Here is a 20249-nt window from a genome sequence, read left to right as displayed (position 1 = left end):
GATCTGCGTCGGCACCTACGCCTTGGTTGAAGGCGTAGATGAGACGAGCGACATTCAGCGAAAATTAATGATTTTTTCATTTTTGTGAACTGACGCGGGCGCGCGGGGCACGCGCCCTTGCAATCAGCTTTGCGCTTCGCGCAGGCGACGGGCCTTTTCTTCCAGCGCCGCGCGCTGTTCAGGCGGCAATGCCTCCAGTTGCAGGTGGGCACGCGCCAGGGCTTCAAGCGCTTGCGGGTCCGCGTCGGGCAATTCACCCAGCGCTTGGGCAAGCTGTGCCACTGTCGGGTTGTCGAACACCATGGCCGGGCTGATATCACGGCGCAGTACCTTGCGGATGCCCGCGACCAGCTTGATGGCGAGCAACGAGTGCCCCCCGGCGGCAAAGAAGTCCTGGTGCAAGCCCAGGGCTGGCTGGTCCAGCAATTGGCCCATGCGCTTGGCCAGCAACTGCTCGAACGCCGTGCGGGCCGGCTGCAGTTCAGCCTCTGGCGGCTGGGGTGCCAGGCTGGCCAAGGCCTGGCGGTCGACCTTGCCATTGGCCAACCGTGGCAATTGCGCAACCACCTGAATACGCCGTGGCAGCAAAGGCCCAGGCAGTTGCAAGGCCAGGTCGCGCCGGATGCTGGCCAGGGGGTCCTGCTCATCGGCGTGCACAACGACAAAGGCTGCCGGTTGCAGCCCCGCCTGAGCGTCCTCGGCAGGCACCGCGACAACCGCCGCCTCGCGCACACAGGGCACCTGCAGCAGCTCGGCTTCCAGCTCGCCGAGCTCGACCCGGAAGCCATTGAGTTTTACCTGCTGGTCTTTGCGCCCGTGCAAGGCCAGACTGCCATCGACCCGATAACGGGCCAGGTCACCCGTGCGATAGAGCCGCTCTCCCGCTGCGAACGGGTTGTCGACGAAAACGTCGGTAGCGCTGTTCAGGTAGCCTCGGCACAGCTGGCGGCCGCTGATGTACAGCTCGCCCAGCACACCCGGAGGCACCAGGCGTTGCTGACCGTCCAGCACATACACCTGGTTGCCCGGCAGCACGCTGCCAAGCCCCACGGGCCCACACCCGGCCGAAGCGGGCGACAGCGCTTGCACCATCACCCCGACCGTGGCCTCGGTGGGGCCATAGTGGTTGAACACGCGACAATCGGCGCGCACTTGGAAAATCCGCTCGAGCAGGCTGGGGGCCGGCGCTTCCCCACCCAGCACCAGGGTGGCCGGCAGACAGGGGTGCTCGGCCTCCAGCAAAGCCGACAGGTGCGAGGGGACGATCTTCAGGCAATCGACATTGCCACCCCTCAGGTAGCCCATGAAGCGCTCAGGATCGCGCAGGGTCTCTTCATCGGCCACCTGCAGGCAGGCACCGTTGTACAGCGCGCCGAACAAGGTGGTATTGCCCAGGTCCGCCGCCACGCCGCTGGTGAAGGCAAACTGCGAACATTGCGCCAGGCCCATCACCTGAGTGGCGCCGGCCAGGTAATTGGCCAACTGGCGATGCTCGATGATCACGCCCTTGGGCTCCCCGGTGGACCCGGAGGTGAACAGGATGTAGGCCGCCTCATCGCCCTGCAGCGGGTAAGGCTGCGTGCATTGGCCCAGGGGTTGCTCCACCAGCATTGCCGGATCAAGCAGCTGCACGCCCTGCATTTGCCAGGGGGCCGACTGCGCGGCCTGGCCAACCACCCAGGCTGCGCCCGCTCGGCTGACAATGTTGGCCTGACGGGCCTGTGGCCACTGCGGGTCCAATGGCACATAGGCCGCACCCAGCCACCAGGTGGCGAGGATCGACTCCACCAACGCGCTCGAACGCGGCAAGGCGACGGCCACCCGCGCACCTGGCCCCACGCCCTGGGCAGCAAGGCTCGCCGCCAGGCGTTGTACGCGTTGTCCCAACGTGCCGTAGCTCAAACGCTGGTCGCCGTGAACCACGACGTCCCGCGTGCAATCGTGCGCCAGCCACTGCGCCAGCCGCGCCATCAACAGCGGCGCAGGCGATGCCGGCAGCGCCGGGTTGAGGGCCAGCAAGCGCGCCTGCTCTGCCTGGTCGACCAGGTTGAAGGCACCCACGGCCTGCGTGGCGTCATCGACAATCCCCTGCAGCAGCATCAGCAACTGCTCAAGCAGGCGCTGCACGCTGGAGGCGTCGTAGCAGTCGGGCAGAAAGTCGAGCCAAAGGGCTTTGCAGTCGCCTTCGGCAGACAGCTGCACCTGCAGCATCAACTCACAGGGCTCGCCGCCACGCGGCGCTTGCTCCAGGCGCCAGCCCTGCGGCGCACTGGCACAGTGCTCACGCGCCGCTGCAAAACCCAGCGCAGGCGGCGCCTCGTCGGGGGCTGCCGCCCAGTATTCCTGCCAGGTCACGTGCTGTGCCGCCAACGTGGCAAGCTGGGCCACCCACTCATCGAAAGGCTGGGCATCGTCAATGCGCAGCTTCAGCGGCAGGGACTTTTCCAGCACCCCAGCGCTGTGGGCAAAATAGTCATAGTCTTCACGGCTGTCATGCCGCCATTGCGCGAGGAATCCGGGTTGCTCGCTGACCCGGCCCAGCAGCACCCACCAGGCTGCCTGCACCACAGTCAACGGTGCGACCTGCAACGCGGCAGCCTGCGCCTGCAGGCCGGCCAGCAGCACCGGGGCCACCTCGGCGTGCACACGTTCCATGGCGCTACCCTGGCTGTCGCCCAGGCGATAGGGCAGCCTGGCGCGGCCGCTCGACTCACCTTGAAGGTGGTCGCGCCAGTAGCGCTGAGCCTGCTCGGCATCCTCATCGATCGCCGTTTCCGCACGCCATTCCAGGTACTGCTCAAAACACCCGGCCTCTTCCGACAGGCGTGTCTCAGGTGCTCCATACAAGGTGATCAGCCCTTCGGCCAGCAGGCCCATGCCGGGACCATCGACCAGTACGCTGGCCACCGCCAGCGTCAGTTGCCAGTGCGTCTGGCCCAAGCGCAGCAGCAAGGCCTGCGCCCAGGGGCCGCCAGCCAGGGAGAAGGCCTGGCCCAACCAGGCCTCGCGCTGCAACTGGGCCTGCGACCCTGACACCAGCGCCAGGTGCGACGTCAGCGGCAGCGAAGTGCAGTCGGCTACAGGGCACCAGCGCAGCCCGTGAAAGCCCGTCACTGCCTGCAGGCGCGCCGTCAGTTCAGGGTGCAACTCAGGCAGCGCTGCCACGGCACGTTGGAGCCGGGGCACATCCAGCTCCCCTTGGATATCCAGGGTGACGCGCCGGGTTGCTTCAGCGAAGGTCGTGGCGCGCTTCAGGGCCTGCAAAGCCCAGTGCTGTTGTGGGCAAAGCGCAACGCTTTCAACCATCATGGTGCTCATGCATCCACCTCCTGTGGGTGCGGCTGCATCGCAGCCAGGCTGGCCCGGTCGAGCATGTCGCCCATGGCCACGACAATCTTGCGCGGCCCCTCGAAGGGGTCACGGGCGTGAGCAATCAGCATGTTGTCCAGCAGAATCACGTCGCCCTTGCGCCAGTCGAAACGCACCGCGCATTGTTCATACAGTTCGCCGATCAGCTGCATCACTTCGTCCTCGATCGGCGAGCCATCGCCGTAGTACACGTTGCGCGGCATACGCTCATTGCCAAACAGTGTCAGCAGGTCTTCGCGCACATCGTCATCCAGGCAGTAAGGGTGGTGCAGTTGCACTTGGTTGAAGAACGAGCGCACGCCACTCCCCGGGTGAGTGATGATGGCGGGGCACGGAGTACGGATCTGCAATTCATCGTCGGCCAGCCATTGCCACTGAATACCGGCAGCATGGCAGCGGGCCTCGACTTCGGCGCGCTGCTCGGTCTTGAAGAAATGCTGCCAGGACACGTCGAGCTTGCCGGTGAACGTGCGCACATACAGCAGGCCCTTGCGCTCGAAGGTCTCACGCAGCGCGGCAGGCAGACGCCGGTACATCTGCCGGCAGTCCACCACCGGGGTGGCGCCGCCGACCGGCGATGGCAGTTCGCAGAAGAACAGTTGCTTACGTGGCCAGCTGTCCTGGTGGGCGCTTTCGTTGTGGAAGAGAATCATCTTCTTCTCGGGATAGGGCGTGGACCGATAGGTGTTCTGCCCGCCCTCCTTCTTCGGCAGGTCGCCGTAATTGCCGTACAAACCTGGCTGTACCGCCTCGGCGAATGCCTCGAACGCCTGGCTGTCAGGCACGCTGAAGCCTCGGAACAGAATGCCGCCGTGATGCAACAGTTTTTCTTCGACCCAGGCACGATTGGCCGCGATCCAGCCCGTTACGTCCAGCCCAGGGTCGGTCGGCTCCAGCAGCAGTGGGAATACCTGGTCCGGCACCAGCAGGGACTCGCGAATCGGACGTTGTGCCCCTGCTGCAGGGCGGGTCTGGTTCTTTTTCAGGAACTTGTCCAGCTTGTTGGCTTTACCGGCAGGTGCTGGGCTGGCCGCCGCGTCTTGAATTGGCATGGTCATGTCTTCCACTCTCACGCTCTGGTCACATGTGATCTGCTCGAGAACGGCTATCCAGCCGTCCACGAACCCCTGGATCTCAGCCTGCTCGAACAACGCTGAGGCGTATTGCCAATGGCCACTGAGTTCGGCCTGCTGGCCCTGCTCGACGAACAGCGCCATGTCGAATTTCGATTGCTGCGACACACTGGGCAGCGCTTCAACGCTCAACCCCTCGATACCCGCAGTAGGCAGGGGCAAGTCGTTCATCACGAACAACACCTGCACCAGCGGGCTGATGCCCTTGTGCCGTGGCACCCGTGCGGCCTCCACGATCATGTCCAGCGGCAAGTCCTGATGCTCGAATGCGTTGAGCAGCTGCTCGCGACCCTGGGCCAGGAACTGGGCGAACGTGCTGCCTGGCACCTGGCGTGAGCGCACCGGTAGCACGTTGACGAAGAAGCCGATCAAGCCTTCCAGCTCAGCCTGCTGACGACCGGCGTAGTCGACGCCCACCACCACATCGTCACTGCGGGTCAAACGGTGCAAATAGGCCTGGAACGCGGCCAGGATCACGCTGTACAGCGTGACGTGGGCCTGTGCCGCCAATTCGTTCAGCGCTGCGGTCAACCCATCGCGAAGGCGGAACGAGACGCTGCCGCCTTCATGGCTGGCGTGTGCCGGCCGCGGCTGGCGCAGCGGCAACGGCAGCCGCCCGGAGTAGCCGGCGAGCGTGCCGGCCCAGTACTGCGCCTGTCGCTGCAGCACACCGGCGTCCTGCAACGCTTGCTGCCAATGGGCAAAGTCCGAGTACTGCAGCGCCAGAGCCGGCAGTGGCGAGTGGTCGCCCGCGCGCAATCTTGCATAGATCTGCACCAGCTCATTGGCCATGACTGCCATCGACCAGCCATCGGAGATGATGTGGTGCATGGAATAGAACAGCACGTGTTCCAACGGCCCCAGCCGCGCAACCTGCATCCGCAGCAGCGGCCCTTGATCGAGTACGAAGGGGTAGGCTTCGTTGGCCAGCGCCTGGTTCGCCACCTGGGCTTCCTGCTCGGCCCGGCTCAGGCCCGACCAGTCGTAAACCGGCAACTCGACGGCCAACTGCGGCGCAATCAAGGCAATGGGTTCACCTTCGCTGTCCTGACCATAGGTAGTGCGCAACACCTCGTGGCGCTCGACCACGGCCTGCAAGCTGGCATGAAGCAGCTCGACCGACAGTTCGCCGCGCAGGCGCAACGCCATGGGCATACCGTAGGCAGCACTGCCTGGTGATAGCTGTTCCACCACCCACAACCTGCGTTGCACCAGCGCCAGCGGCGCGCGCGTAGTGCCCGAACGGGCGTGCAACACCGGCAGCGCTGGCCGTGCAAGCTCCTCGCAGCCGAGGCAGGCAACGAAGTCGTCCAGCCGCGGATGGTCGAACAGCGCACGCAGCTTGAGGCCTGGCGCCAATTGCTGACGCACACGCGCAACCACCTGGGTCGCCAACAACGAATGCCCGCCCAGCGCAAAGAAGTCGTCGCTGCGCCCTACCCGCTCGACATCCAGCACTTCGGCCCAGATTGCCGCCACCTGTAGCTCGTGCTCGCCTTGGGGTGCGACATAGGTATGCGCCAGTTGCTCCAACTGCGGTTGCGGCAGGGCCTTGCGGTCAAGCTTGCCATTGGCCGTCAGCGGGAGCCCGGCGAGGAACGAAAGATGGGCCGGCACCATATGCTCGGCCAGCACCGCCTTGAGCGCCGCACGCAAGGTGTCACGCAGGCCCTGTTGAGCCTGGGGGCTGTCCAGCAGCGCCGACTCGGCGGGGACCAGGTAGGCCACCAGTTGCGTGCCGCCAGGCCCTTCCTGGGCCAGCACCGTCGCCTCGCGTACAGCCGGTTGCTCCACCAGCCGGGCTTCGATTTCCCCCAGCTCGATACGGAAACCACGCACCTTGACCTGGTGATCGATACGTCCGTTGTATTCGATGATGCCGTTGGCTCCACACCGTGCAAGGTCACCGGTGCGGTAAAGCCGCCCGCCGCCTTGCTCGCTGGTATCGAAGGGGTTAGGCACGAAACGTTCGGCCGTCAGCCCAGGGCGGTTGAAGTAACCCCGCGCCAGGCCGGCCTGGCCGACGTGCAGTTCGCCACGACAGCCCTGGGGCGCGAGCTCGAACTGGTCGTCCAGCAAGTACCAGGACAAATCGCCAATGACCCTGCCCAAGGGGCTGGTTACAACGCCCTGCAAGTCTTGGCGGGTGACCGGACGGTAAGTGACGTGCACCGTGGTCTCGGTGATGCCGTACATGTTGATCAAGCGTGGCCGGGCATCGCCGAACTGCTCGAACCAAGGCGCAAGGCTTGCCACATCCAGTGCTTCACCGCCAAACACCACGTAGCGCAATGCAAGCACCTGCCCGCCCTGCGCTCCTGCGCAGGCGGCGCGAATGAGCGGCTTGAACGCCGATGGGGTCTGGTTGAGCACGGTGACGCGCTCTTGCACCAGCAACTCATGGAAGTCTTCAGCCGAGCGCGCCACGTCCTGCGGCACGATCACCGCCCGCCCGCCGTACAGCAAAGCGCCGAACAGTTCCCAAACCGAGAAATCGAAGGCGTAGGAATGGAACACCGTCCAGACATCCTCGGCGTTGAAGCCGAAATCGTCCTGGGTCGCCTCGAACAGGCGGGTGACGTTGTCGTGCGCCAGCAGGGTACCCTTGGGTTTACCGGTGGAGCCTGAGGTGTAGATCACATAAGCCAGGTTCTGCGGTTGCACCCCGCTGTCGGGGTTGGCATCGCTGTAGCTGGCCCAGGCGCCATCGCCAGTGCCCACATCCAGGCAATGCACCGCCTGGGGTGCCGACAGCCGCTGCTGCAGATGCGGCTGGGTCAGCACCCATTGCACGCCGCTGTCCTGCAGCATGTACGCCAAGCGTTCGCTAGGGTAATGCGGGTCCAGAGGCAGGTAGGCGCCCCCGGCCTTGAGGATGGCCAGCAGGCTGACCACCATTTCCAGGCTACGCTCCAGCGCCACCCCTACCCGCACATCCGGCCCCACCCCAAGCTCGCGCAGGCGGTGCGCCAGGCGGTTGGCACGGCGGTTGAGCTGGCCGTAGCTCAGGTGCTGGCGGTCCAGGGTCACGGCAATGGCCTGCGGGTCCTGCGCCACTCGCTGCTCGATCAGCTGGTGCAGGCATTGGCTTTGCGGGTAGTGGGCGGACCGAGGGTTCCAGGCTTGCATGACCTGCCGCTGCTCTTGGGCATCGAGCAAGGCCACCCGGGCAATGGCCAGGTGCGGCGCTTGAGCCACCCCATGCAGCAAACGCAGCCAGTGCCGGGCCAGGCGTTCGATGGTCGCGCCATCGAACAGCTCGGTTGCGTAGGTCAGCGACGCCGCCAGCGTGGCGCCGTTGTCGACGGTGTCCAAGGTCAGGTCGAACTGCGCAGAGCCATGGGCGTGCGGCCACGGCTCCAGGCTCAGCCCCGGCAAGCTGTGAACGGCGCGTCGGCCCTGGCCTTGATGGTTGAACATGACCTGGAACAGCGGGCTATGGCTTTGGCTGCGCTCAGGTTGCAACGCCTCTACCAGCTGCTCGAACGGCAGGTCCTGGTGCATCTGTGCGCCCAATGCCGCCTGTTTCACTTGCTGCAGCAAGCTGGCAAACGTCGTGTCAGGCGCGAATTCGGCTTTCATCACTTGGGTATTGACGAAGAAACCGATCAACTGCTCCGTATCGACCTGCGTACGGTTGGCGATGGGTACGCCCACTCGAATATCGGTTTGCCCCGAGTAACGCCGCAGCACGCTCTGCCAGCTGGCCAACAACACCATGAACAGCGTGGCATCCGCCGAGCTGGCCAGGGCCCGCAGCGAGCGTGTCAGAGGCTCATCGAGCACCAGCTCCAGGCGCGCGCCAGCGTGGCTCTGCACGCTGGGCCGTGGCCGGTCCACAGGCAGATCCAGCAACGGTTGCTCGGCGCCAAGTTGGGCCCGCCAGTAGGCCAACTGGCGGTCGCGCTCGCCTGCCTCCAGCCATTGGCGCTGCCATTGAGCGAAATCAGCGTACTGGACAGCCAGCGCTGGCAGTGTGACAGGCTGACCCTGACGGTGCCCCTCGTACAGCTGCACCCACTCATCGACCATGATCGGTATGGACCAGCCATCGGTGACGATGTGGTGCTGGGTGACGATCAGTACATGCTCGTCCTCACGCAGCTGCAACAACCGTACGCGCAACAGCGGCCCGTGCTCCAGGTCGAACGGGCGCTGAATTTCCGCGTCGATGCAGGCCTGCACGCCTGCATCATCCCGGCCCTGCAGAATATCCACGGTGCAAGCCAGCGGCAGGCTGGGGTGAATGACCTGGTAGACCTGATCACCGTGCTGGCTGAAGGTCGTGCGCAATGGTTCGTGACGGGCAATCAGGTCGTTGAAACTGCGCTTCAGGGCTGCGACATCCAGTGCCCCGGTCAAACGCAGGACCGCCGGCACATGGTATGCCGCGCTGTCAGGTTGCAACTGCCAGAGGAACCAGTGACGTTGCTGGCCGTAGGACAACGCCAATGGCTGATCCCGGGCGACCTTGGGGATACCGCCCCGGCTGGCCTGTGGCGCGACCACGGCCAGCGCGGCGAAATCAGCCAGCACTGGCGCCTCGAACACGCTGCGCAGCGGCAGGTCGAGGCCCAGGGCTTGGCGCACCCGGGAGATCATCTGCGTGGCCAGCAACGAGTGGCCGCCCAGTTCGAAGAAGTGGTCGCCGCGCCCGACGCGGTCCAGTTTCAGCACTTGTGCCCATACTTCTGCGACCTGCGCCTCCAGGGCATTCTGCGGTGCTTGATAGCTCTGTTGCAGCAGGCTGGCGTCGGCCTGTGGCAGGGCCTTGCGGTCCAGCTTACCGTTGGGCGACAACGGCATTGCCGGGAGGAACAGCAGGAAGGCCGGAACCATGTGCTCGGGCAGGCTTGCCTTGAGCGCATCGCGCAAGGTGTCACGCAGCACCGCTTCGCTCTGAAGGTCGCCGGCCTGCACGCCCTCGACAGGCACCACGTAACCCACCAACTGCAGGCCACTGGGTGTCGGTTGCGCCAGTACCACGGCCTCGCGCACCAAGGCGTGGCCCAGCAGATGACCTTCGATCTCGCCCATTTCCACGCGGAAACCTCGGACCTTGACCTGGTGGTCGATTCGCCCGCTGTATTCCAGCACCCCGTCGGTACGGTAGCGGGCCAGGTCACCGGTGCGGTACAGGCGCCCGCCCCCCGCCACACTGGAATCGAACGGGTCCGGCACGAAACGCTCGGCAGTCAGCGCCGGCCGGTTGAAGTAACCCCGCGCCAGGCAGCCATTGCCGCCGATCAACAGCTCTGCCACAACCCCCACAGGCGCCAGCGCGAAGCCGCTGTCGCACAGGTAGGTGGCACGCCCATCGATGGCCGTACCGATCGGCACGCTGGCCTTGGGCAACGGCTGCTGTGCGCTGAATGAACAATCGAACACCGTCGACACTACCGTGGCTTCGGTAGGCCCGTAGGTATTGAGCAGGCGCACGTCCTTGAGGCAGGAAGCAAACCAGTCGTTCAGCCCTTCGGGCGGCATGGCTTCGCCACCCACATGCACTTGGCGCAACGCCCCACAGGAGGACGCACCACGCATGTGCGCGGCGAACAGCCGCCAGTACGCAGTGGGCAGGTCGGCCACGGTCACGCCGTGGCGGATGATGGTGTCGGTCAGCGTCTCGATATCCCATCGCTGCTCACCCCGCATCACCACCTGTGCACCCTGGCACAGCGCCGGGTATAGCTGCTCGACGAAGCCGTCGAAACTGACGGTGGCGAACTGCAGGACCTTGTCTTCGGGGGTGAGTCGCGAATAGTCCGCGGCCACCTGGCAAAACGCCGACAGCTCGCCGTGGGCGATGGCCACGCCCTTGGGCTTGCCGGTGGAACCGGAGGTATAGATCACGTAGGCGAGGTTGGTCGGCACAGTCAACGGCAGCGGATTGCTGTCGCTGTAGCCCAGCAGCGTTTCAGGGGTTGCGCCCAGGTCCATGCGCCGAACGCCGGCCAGGGCCGGCAGGTTCGACGCCAGGTGAGGTTGGCTCAGCAGCAGTTCGATACCACTGTCCTGCAGCATGTGCTCCAGCCGCTCATGCGGGTAGGACGGGTCCAGCGGAACGTAGGCGCCACCCGCCTTGAGAATCGCCAACAGGCCGACGATCAGGTCAAGGCCGCGCTGCGCCGCGATGCCCACACGCACATCCGGGCCCACGCCCTGTTCGCGCAACGCGTGCGCCAGGCGGTTGGCTCGACGGTTCAGCTCGTCGTAGCTCATGCACTGGTCGTCCAGCACCAGCGCGGTGGCCTGCGGCCGTGCCCGGGCCTGCTCTTCGATCAGTTGCATGGCGTTGGGCGCCAGCGCGGCGGCGTTGGGCAGCGGGTTGCAGTCGTTTACCAGCTGCCGGTACTGCGCAGCATCGACCAGCGGCAGTTCGGCGACGGCCAACTCGGGCTGGCCGAGGCTCGCCAGCAGCGTCAGCCAGTGACCCACAAGACGCTGGATGCGATCAGCATCGAACAGGTCGGAGGCGTAGCTGAACGACGCGGTCACGCCATCCGAGCGCTCAAGGGTATCCAACGACAAATCGAACTGCGTGGTCTGTTCCAGCCACTGCACTTCCTCCACGTGCAAGCCCTGTACGCTGTCGCCGGAGACCTTCTCGCCCACATCCAGCAGGTGGTTGTACATCACCTGGAACAATGGATTGTGCCCAAGCCCGCGCTCGGGCTTGAGCTGCTCGACCAGCACGTCGAAGGGGATGTCCTTGTTGGCCTGGGCCTGCAGGGTCGTTTCCTTGACCGCCGCCAGCAGTTGGCCGAAGGTCTGCGCAGGCGCGATGCCCACCCGGGCGATGATGGTATTGACGAAAAAGCCGATCAGGCCTTCCAGCTCCACGCGGTTGCGATTGGTGACGGGAATGCCGATGTTCAGCGTCTGGCGCCCGCTGTAACGGGACAACAGCAGCGCGAACGATGCCAGGAACACATGGAACAGCGTGGCATTGGCGGCTACGGCCAGGCGCCGCAGTTGGCACGTCAGTTCGCCAGGCAGATGCACGTCGATGCGCCCACCCCGATAGCTCTGCTGCTGCGGGCGCAAGCGGTCGGCCGGCAGTTCCAGTACCGCAAAGTCGTCTTCCAGTTTCGCTTTCCAGAACGCCAGCTGCGCCTGCAATTGGCCATCGGCCAGGCGCTGGCGCTGCCAGGCGGCGTAGTCGGCATACTGCACGGCTAGCGCCGGGCGCTGAACGGGGTGCCCCCCGGGGCCAGCGTTGTACACTGCGGCCAGTTCACGCACCATGACGCTCATCGACCAGCCGTCGGAAACGATGTGGTGCAACGACACGGCCAGCAGGTGCTCGGCCGCAGCCGTGCGCAACAGCGCGACGCGCAGCAACGGCCCTTGGCCAAGGTCGAAGGGGCTGGCGAACAACTGATCCAGGTGCGGCTTTACCCCATCAGCGGTCAGGCCCGTCAAGTCCCGGGTCTCTATGAGCACTGGCGCTGCAGGCATCACCACCTGCCAGGGCAGCCCATCTTCTTCGCAGAACACGGTGCGCAGGGTTTCGTGCCGAGCGACCAGCGCGTCGAATGCTGCCTGCAGCGCGCCCAGGTCGAGCGCCCCCTGCAACGTCACTGCCAGGGGGGTATTGTAGGCAGTGCTGGCGGGGTTGAGCTTCCAGAACATCCACTGCCGGTATTGCGCATGCGAAACAGGCAAGCGCTCGCCCCTGTCCAGCACCTGGATCTCGTCGCCGCCGGTTTGCTCCAGGCCTTCGAGCGCCTGCGTGAATGCGTGCAGGTCGCGGGTATCGAATAGCACACGCAAGGGCACTTCCAACTGCAGTTGCTGGCGAATGCGCGACACCACCTGCGTGGCCAGCAACGAATGGCCGCCCAGCGCGAAGAAGTTGTCGTCCAGCCCTACCTGCTCCACCTGCAACACCTGCCCCCAGATCGCCGCCACCTGGGTTTGCAGCCCTGTCACCGGGGCGCGGTAATCCACCTGGGTGGCCACGGGTTGCGGCAGTGCGCCCAGATCGACCTTGCCGTTGGCAGTCACGGGCAGGTGCGGCAAGAGCATCAGGTACTGCGGCACCATGTGCTCGGGCAGCGCCTGGCGCAGAGCCAGGCGTACGTTGTCGGTGAAGGCCTGGCAGCCGGCCTCGTTCGAGGGCCATGCGCGCGGCACCAGATACGCTGCCAATTGCCGGTTGTCCTGCTCGCCGACCACCCGCACCACCACATTGTCCAGCTCTGGCAGCTGGCGCAGGCAACTGTCGATTTCCGCTGTTTCCACGCGATAGCCACGAATCTTGAGCTGGCCGTCCATGCGCCCGGCAAACGACAGCTGGCCTTGGCCGTCGCGCCGCACCCAGTCGCCGCTGCGGTACAGGCGAGCGCCTTGGCCCGCTGGGTCTGGTACAAACCGCTCGGCGGTCAGTGCTGGCTGCGCCAGGTAGCCCCTGGCCAGGCCCGCCCCGCCAAGGAACAGTTCACCACGCGCTCCACTGGGGACGGGCAGCAGGCAAGCGTCGAATACATGGGCACTCAGGTTGGCCAGAGGGCGCCCGAGCAATGCCTGCCCCTGGATTTCATGCGTCAGCACACCCACCGTGGTTTCGGTGGGGCCATAGTGGTTGATCAAACGCAGGCCCGGTGCCAGCGTGGCGATGCGGGCAATCAATGCCGGGGCAATGGCTTCCCCCCCCACCACCAGGCAGCGCCCAGGCAGGGCATCGCGGCCAGCAGCGAGCATCGCCTGCAGGTGCGACGGCACCATCTTCACCGCGTCGATGGCATGCAGGCGCAGATAACCCGCGAAGGCCTGGGCGTCCAACACCGTATCCCTGGACAGCATGTGCAGGGTCTTGCCATTGCACAGTGCCCCGTAAAACATGGTGTGCCCCAGGTCTGCCGCCGGCGTGGTGACCATCGCCAGGCTGTGCAGTTCATGCACCTGCATGCGCTCGCCCACGCCACGCACATAGTTGGCCAGGGCGCCGTGGCTGATTGCGACGCCCTTGGGCGTGCCGGTGGTACCCGAGGTGTAAATCACATACGCGAGGTTGTCGGCGCTGACCGGCACACACGGCGACGGCGCCTCAGGGTAATCGCGCGCCGGGTCGATGCACTCGATGCCTGGCGCCAGCTTGAGCTGCCCGGCCGGCGCCAGCACCCGCTTGACCTGGCTGTCGGCCAACATGAAATCCAACCGCGCCTGCGGCTGCTCCGGCTCCACAGGCAAATAAGCGGCGCCGGCCTTGAGCACTGCCAGGATGGCGACCAGCATGTCGAGGGAACGATCGGCCAGCACTGCCACGCGCTCATCTGGTTGCACGCCAGCGTCGAGCAGCACGCGGGCAAGGCCGTCAGCACGGGCTTGCAACGCACCATAGCTGATCTGGCGGGCGCCACTGACCGCCGCCACATGGTGTGGATCACGGGCAGTAGCGGCGTCGATCAGGTCATGGATGCAGCCTGTCGCTTCGACCACACTCGGCGCCACCAAGGCCGGTGCATCACCCAATGGCAGCTCGCCCACCGGGCCCTGCACCCCCTCGGCCAGGCCCTGCAGCAGTTGCAACCAGTGCTGGCTTAAGGTCACCAACGTCGAGTGCTCGAAACGGTCCGCCGCATAGGTGAACACCGCGTGCAGGCGGCCGGCACTTTCGTAGGTGTCCAGCGCCAGGTCGAAACGCGCACTGTGCTTGTCCAGGGCGACCTTTTCCAGGGTCAACCCACTCGCCAGTTGAATCTGCCCCGCATCGGCGATGGCCGACTGATGATTGAACAGCACCTGGAACAGGGGGCTGTGGCTGGCGCTGCGCTCAACGCCCAAAGCCTCCACCAACTGCTCGAAGGGCAGATCCTGGTGTGCCTGGGCACCCAGCGCGGTGTCCTTGACGCGGCTCAGCAGCTGCGCCACGTCCATCAGCGGATCGAGCTCGGTGTGCAACACTTGGGTGTTGATGAAGCAGCCGATCAAGCCTTCCACTTCGCTGCGGTGGCGGTTGGCAACCGGTACGCCGACACGGATCGCTCGCTGACCGCTATAGCGCTGCAGCAGCAGCTTGAACGAGGCCAGCAGCACCATGAACAAGGTCACGCCCTGGGCTTTGGCGAGGATACCCAGGCGTGCGGCCAGGGCCGGTTCAACCTGCAGTTCCACACGCTTGCCACGCAAGCTGGGTACTGCGCGTAGCGGGTGATCGAACGGCAGATCGAGCGCCGTGTGGTCGTCGCCCAGCTGAGCACGCCAATACGCCAGTTGCCGCGCCTGCTCGCCCGCTTCCAGCCAACTGCGCTGCCACACCGCGTAATCGCGATATTGAATGGGCAAGGCCGGCAACGAGAGCGGCACTTGCTTACAGGCAGCGTCATACAGCCGCACGAATTCATCGACCAGTACATTGAGCGACCAGCCGTCGGCGACGATGTGATGCAGCGTCAGCAACAGCACGTGCTCGCAGGTTTGCAGCTTGACCAGCTGTACCCGCAGCAACGGCCCGCGGGCCAGGTCGAATGGCGCCTGTGCCTCGGCTGCGCCGAGCGCCGTGACCTGCTGCTCGCGTTCGCCCGCCTCCAAAAGGCTCAGGTCATGGCGGGTGATGGCCACGGCCGCAGGCTCCAGCACCTCCTGCAGCCATTCATCGGCGTCAGCGCGCAGGCGGGTACGCAAGCTTTCATGACGTGCAACCAACTGATCGAACGCGCTTTGCAGCGCCGCTACATCGAGGTCCCCTTTGAGTCGCACCGCCATAGGCAGGTTGTAGGCCGCGCCCTGCGGGTCCAGTTGCCAGAGAAACGCCATACGCCGCTGTGCATAGGAGAGTCGGTCACGGCCCGCAGTGGCGACATTGGCCGGGATTGGAAACACGGCGAAATCCACCCCCTCTTTCTGCAGCGCGGCAAGGAACAATGGGCGTTTTTCCGGCGGCAGCTCAATGAAGCGGCGAGCGAGTTTCAACGAATCTTCGGCATTCATGCGATGCGTCCTTAGCAATAGGAAGCGGGACCACAGGACCCAGTCATCCCACAAGGACGAAACAGCGAAGGTCCGATTTAGCCCCGCAGGCGCGGGCGATGCCCGGCAAATGTGACTGGGCTCAAGCGTTGGGCTGTTCAAGCCAAGGCAAGGGCTCAAGCAAGAGCGCGCCAGAAGGCCTCGAGTGAGCGAGGTCTTCTGGCGTGCGTTGACATGGGTGGGTAGTGGCGCCTGAAACGCGCCTCAAGCCGAGGCTTGCCTCAGAGCCGGCCAAGACAGGCGGCGCCCATCGCGCTCCAGGCAGGCCCTGAGCATGCGCAGCACCTTGGCCTCATGCTGATGAATGAACAGGTGGCCACCTGGCAAGACATCCAGAGAGAAGCCTGAGGCGCCCTCCAACTGCCAATCGATCAACTGCGCCTGGGTTACCGTGTCGCTCGCACCACCCAGCACGTGAATCGGGCATTCCAGGGGTTCGCGCAGCGTGTACCGGTAGCCTTCGCACAGCAGGGTATCGGCCCGCGACGGCGCCGCCGCGCCCGAGGCAATCAATGCCAACGGCGCGGGGGCATCGGCGCCGCGCAATGCATGGGCCATCTCGAACGCCAGCAATGCCCCCAAGCCATGCCCGAACAACGCATACGGCCCGGTGATCCTGGGCAGGATTTCGCCCGCCAGCTGACCTGCCAAGGCCACCATGTCCGTCTGCGGGGGCTCGCCGATACGCCCTGCGCGGCCAGGCAGCTCCACCGGCAGCACGCTCAGCCATGCGGGCAGGGTGTTGCGCCAGTGCAAGTACACCCTGGCGCTGGCCCCCGAATAAGGCAGGCAGAACAGCTGCACATTGGCCATGTCCAGCACCCGCATTGGACCGCCTGGGCGGTCGAATACCGAGGTCATGGGTGGTACTCCTCAGTGGTGAGCGGCAGCCAGCGCCTCGGCAAAGCGCTGCGCCACGTCATCGATCTGCGGCGCGCTGATGATCAGCGGCGGCAGGAAGCGCACCACCGCGCCATGGCGCCCACCCAGCTCCAGGATGAGGCCGCGCTTGAGGCATTCTCGTTGCACCTTGGGTGCGAGTTCACGATGTGCCAGCGGATGGCCCAACGCGTCGCACGGGCCGTGCGGGTCGACCAGCTCCACCCCGAGCATCAAGCCACGGCCGCGGATATCACCCAGCTGCGGATAGTTTTTCTGCAACGATTGCAAATGACCACGCAGGCGCTGGCCCATGGCCTCGGCATGCTCGGCCAGGCGGTGTTCGACCAGGTAGTTGATGACCGCAGACCCTGCGGCCATGGCCATCTGGTTGCCGCGGAAGGTGCCGGCATGGGCGCCGGGTTTCCAGGTGTCGAGCCAGTCGCGGTAGACCACCACCGCCAGCGGCAGGCTGCCACCGATGGCTTTGGACAGGGTGACTACATCCGGCACGATGCCGGCGTGCTCGAAAGCGAACATCCGCCCGGTGCGGGCGAAGCCGCTCTGGATTTCATCGACGATCAGCGCCACGCCGGCCTGTTCGGTAATACGGCGCACACCCTTTAGCCACTCGATATCGGCAGGCACCACGCCACCCTCGCCCTGCACCACTTCCAGTATCACGGCAGCGGGCAACGGCACGCCGCTTTCCGGGTCGAGCAGCAGGTTTTCCAGGTAATGCAGGTTGGCCTTGACCCCGGCTTCGCCACCCAGGCCGAATGGGCAACGGTAATCGTAGGGGTACGGCATGAACTGCACACCATTACCCAGCAACGCACCCAACGGCTGCTTGGGGCCATGGCTGCCCATCAGGCTCAGCGCGCCCTGGCTCATGCCATGGTAGGCACCCTGGAAGGCCAGCACGGTGCTGCGCCCGGTGGCGCTGCGCACCAGTTTCAGCGCCGCCTCGACAGCATCGGTACCGGTAGGGCCGCAGAACTGCACCCGGGCTTCGCGGCGCAGCGCTTCGGGCAGGATGCCGAACAGGTCCTGGACAAAGCGGTCCTTGACCGGCGTGGTCAGGTCGAGGGTGTGCAGGGGTATTTCATCGGCCAGTACCCGCTGTATCGCCTCGATCACCACCGGGTGATTGTGGCCTAGCGCCAGGGTACCGGCCCCGGCCAGGCAGTCGATGAACTGGCGGCCTTCGACATCCTCGACATGAATGCCACGGGCGCGCTTGAGCGCCAGCGGGATGCGCCGGGGGTAACTGCGGGCGTTGGATTCCTGTTGCTGCTGGCGTTGCAGCAAGGGCGAGTCGTTGAACTCGTACAGCGGTTGCGGCGCGCTGGCCGGCGGGACTTGGGCAAGGCTGGAAGCGGTCGACATGGGTAGATCCTCGCAAGCAAGCGAATGTGCGGGTAGTTGTCGCTTGGGAAACGCTTGGCTGCGGGGGGGATTTAGCGGTTGTTGTGGGATTTTTTGTGGTCGTTGCCGGCGATGGGGCCGGTACAGGCTAGGAAGATCAGGCGCCCGAGCGCGCCGGCACTTGCAGCAACACCCTTAGGCCATCGCCCTGGCTGTCGAAGCGCAAGCTGCCGGCACAGCGCTGCACGATCGCCTGCACGATCGCCAGCCCCAGCCCACAACCACCGCTCTGTCCATGCCGCCAGAAACGCTCGGTGAGGTGTTGCAGGTCGTCTGCAGCAATGCCCGGCCCGTGGTCGCGGACCATGAAGCCCACCTGCCCATCGGCCATCTGCACCTCCAGCTCCACCTCGGTGTCACCGCCATGGCGCAGGGCGTTGTCCAGCAGGTTGCGCAAGGCAGCCACTGCCAGAGGTGCGGGCATACCGAGGTAGATGCGGGTGGCGTCCTCAGGCAGGCGGACGACGATGCGCCGGTTGTCACCGCCACCGGCATCCTGCACCGCCTGGCGGGCGACCTGCTCGGCGCTGCACTGCAGGCCATCCTCGAACGACAGGCTGCCCTCGACACGCGCCAGCATCAGCAGTTGCTCCAGGGTGCGGTGCATACGGTCAGTACCCTGCTCGGCATGTTCCAGCGCCTGCTCGCGCACTGCGCCGTCGGTCATGCGTGCCACCTGCAGGTGGGTCTTGATCGCGGTCAGCGGGCTACGCAGTTCGTGGGCGGCGTCGTCGGTCAGGCGGCGCTCGCGCTCGAGGGTCTGGGCGATGCGCAGGAACAGCTGGTTCTGGGTATCGAGCAGCGGCTGCAGCTCACTGGGCAAGCCTGCCACCTGCAGCGGCTCGACGCTGTCGGCACGCCGCCTGCGCAGGGCATCGCGCATGCGGTTGAGCGGCTCCAGGCCTTTGCCCAGGCCGATCCACACCAGCCCCAGGCTGCCGAGCAAGGCCATCAGTACCGGTGCCGAGGCCGCCAGCAGTATCGACTGGTTCAGCGCCTCGCGTTCCATGTGGCGGTCGGCGGTAGTAATGCGTACATCGCCATGGTTGTAGGTGAAGGTACGCCACGACGCGCCGTCGATGGTCTGGTCGCGAAAGCCGCTGCGCTGGTCGTCCATGGCGCCATCGTGCTTGTGGTTGCTGGCAAGGATTTCACCCCGCAGCGAACTCACCTGGCAGGCCATGCCGTCGGGCACGCTGAACTGGTCGGCGGAAAAGTGCGCATCTTCACCCTTGGCGGCCAGCGGCTGCGGCAACTGGTCGATCAACCCGGCGACCATGCGCGCCGAAGCCACCAGGCGTTGGTCGAGCGAGAACATCATCTGCTGGCGCAGGTCGCGCAGCATCCACGCGGCGGCCAGCACCCAGATGATGATGAAGGCGCTGCCAAGGATCAGGCTCAGGCGTACCCGCAAGCTCATGATGCCGCTTCCTCCGGTGCCTGCGCCGGGCCAAGGCGGTAGCCCAGGCCGCGCACGGTCTCGACGATGCTGTTGCCAAGTTTGCGGCGCAGGTGGTGGATGTGCACGTTGAGGGCATTGCTTTCGACTTCGTCGCTGAAGCCGTACACGCAGTCCTTGAGCTGCTCGCTGGAGAGCACGCGGCCGGGGTTTTGCAGCAGCGCCTGGAGCAAGGCCTGCTCGCGGCGCGACAGGTCGACGGGTTGGCCGGCCAGGCTTGCTTCGCAGCTGCTGGGGTCATAGCGCAGCGGCCCATGCTCGATCACGTTGACCGCCCGCCCGGCCACCCGGCGCAGCAGGGTATGCAGGCGCGCGGCCAGCTCGCGCAGGTCGAAAGGCTTGAGCAGGTAGTCGTCGGCGCCGGCCTGCAGGCCATCCACCCGGTCGGTGACCGCATCGCGTGCCGTCAGCACCAGCACTGGCAGGTCCACCCCTTGCTGGCGCAGGCGGCGCAGCAGCTTGAGGCCGTCTTCGTCGGGCAGGCCCAGGTCGAGGATCATCACGTCGAACTGCGCGGCCTGGAGAATGGCCCGGGCGCTGGCGGCGTTGGCCACGCGGTCCACGGTCAGGCCCTGTGCGGTGAGGCCGGCGCAGATGCCGCTGGCGATCAGGTCGTCGTCCTCGCAGAGCAGAACGTGCATGGTTGGAGCTCCCGGGGTGGTGTGGCTGGCATTGCACTATGGGGGGATTAAGGGGGGATTATGGGCTTTTTTTGGGGGGATGGGAGGTGGGGATCCGGGTGCATGACGTGAGGTTTTTGGCGTTCATGAAATCGAGCGCCGCCCGCGCGGCGCTTCGCGGGGCGCTTGCCTTGGGATCTTCAGCGCCCTTGCGATCGAGCGCCGCCCGCGCGGCGCTTCGCGAAGCGCTTGCCTTGGGGTCTTCAGCGCCCTTGAGATCGAGCGCCGCCCGCGCGGCGCTTCGCGGGGCAAGCCCGCTCCCACATTTGTTGCAACGTGCCATGGCCTGTGAGGCCATAGTTGCCAGCCTTGTTGGCATGAACCAAT

General features: G+C 65.6%; 7 protein-coding genes. All 7 read right to left on the bottom strand.

Annotation, left to right across the window (positions count from 1 at the left end):
* Positions 1 to 123: 123 nt before the first annotated feature.
* Positions 124 to 3318, bottom strand: a complete 3195-nt coding sequence (locus tag ABEH27_RS22105) for an amino acid adenylation domain-containing protein (RefSeq protein ID WP_346615611.1) — start codon at positions 3316 to 3318, stop codon at positions 124 to 126.
* Positions 3315 to 15437: an amino acid adenylation domain-containing protein gene (locus tag ABEH27_RS22100; protein ID WP_346615610.1), complete on the bottom strand. Its 12123-nt coding sequence runs from the start codon at positions 15435 to 15437 to the stop codon at positions 3315 to 3317. Before ABEH27_RS22100 ends, ABEH27_RS22105 begins: the two co-directional genes overlap by 4 nt.
* Before the next feature lie 243 nt (positions 15438 to 15680).
* On the bottom strand, positions 15681 to 16337 hold the full coding sequence (locus ABEH27_RS22095; protein WP_346615609.1) for a thioesterase domain-containing protein: 657 nt from the start codon (positions 16335 to 16337) through the stop codon (positions 15681 to 15683).
* 12 nt (positions 16338 to 16349) lie between these two features.
* Entirely contained in the window at positions 16350 to 17744 is a 1395-nt protein-coding gene (locus tag ABEH27_RS22090; RefSeq protein ID WP_346615608.1) for an aspartate aminotransferase family protein, read from the bottom strand.
* A 136-nt stretch (positions 17745 to 17880) separates the two neighbouring features.
* Positions 17881 to 19203 (bottom strand): ATP-binding protein, encoded by a 1323-nt coding sequence (locus tag ABEH27_RS22085; protein ID WP_346615607.1) that lies wholly within the window; start codon positions 19201 to 19203, stop codon positions 17881 to 17883.
* Entirely contained in the window at positions 19200 to 19883 is a 684-nt protein-coding gene (locus tag ABEH27_RS22080) for a response regulator transcription factor (RefSeq protein ID WP_346615606.1), read from the bottom strand. Before ABEH27_RS22080 ends, ABEH27_RS22085 begins: the two co-directional genes overlap by 4 nt.
* A gap of 58 nt (positions 19884 to 19941) precedes the next feature.
* A partial coding sequence (locus tag ABEH27_RS22075; protein WP_346615605.1) for a hypothetical protein occupies positions 19942 to 20249 on the bottom strand: 308 nt, incomplete at its 5' end.

The sequence above is a fragment of the Pseudomonas sp. P39-UII1 genome, assembly GCF_039672635.1.
Classification (GTDB): Bacteria; Pseudomonadota; Gammaproteobacteria; order Pseudomonadales; family Pseudomonadaceae; genus Aquipseudomonas.
The sequence above is the reverse complement of the archived record's forward strand: the minus strand, read 5'-3'. Positions and strand labels throughout refer to the sequence as shown.

Bases quoted from the DNA above. Each gene is read 5' to 3' on its own strand.
- ABEH27_RS22085 (WP_346615607.1), bottom strand. From the start codon at position 19,203: ATGAGCTTGCGGGTACGCCTGAGCCTGATCCTTGGCAGCGCCTTCATC.
- ABEH27_RS22080 (WP_346615606.1), bottom strand. From the start codon at position 19,883: ATGCACGTTCTGCTCTGCGAGGACGACGACCTGATCGCCAGCGGCATC.
- ABEH27_RS22090 (WP_346615608.1), bottom strand. From the start codon at position 17,744: ATGTCGACCGCTTCCAGCCTTGCCCAAGTCCCGCCGGCCAGCGCGCCG.
- ABEH27_RS22100 (WP_346615610.1), bottom strand. From the start codon at position 15,437: ATGAATGCCGAAGATTCGTTGAAACTCGCTCGCCGCTTCATTGAGCTG.
- ABEH27_RS22105 (WP_346615611.1), bottom strand. From the start codon at position 3,318: ATGAGCACCATGATGGTTGAAAGCGTTGCGCTTTGCCCACAACAGCAC.
- ABEH27_RS22095 (WP_346615609.1), bottom strand. From the start codon at position 16,337: ATGACCTCGGTATTCGACCGCCCAGGCGGTCCAATGCGGGTGCTGGAC.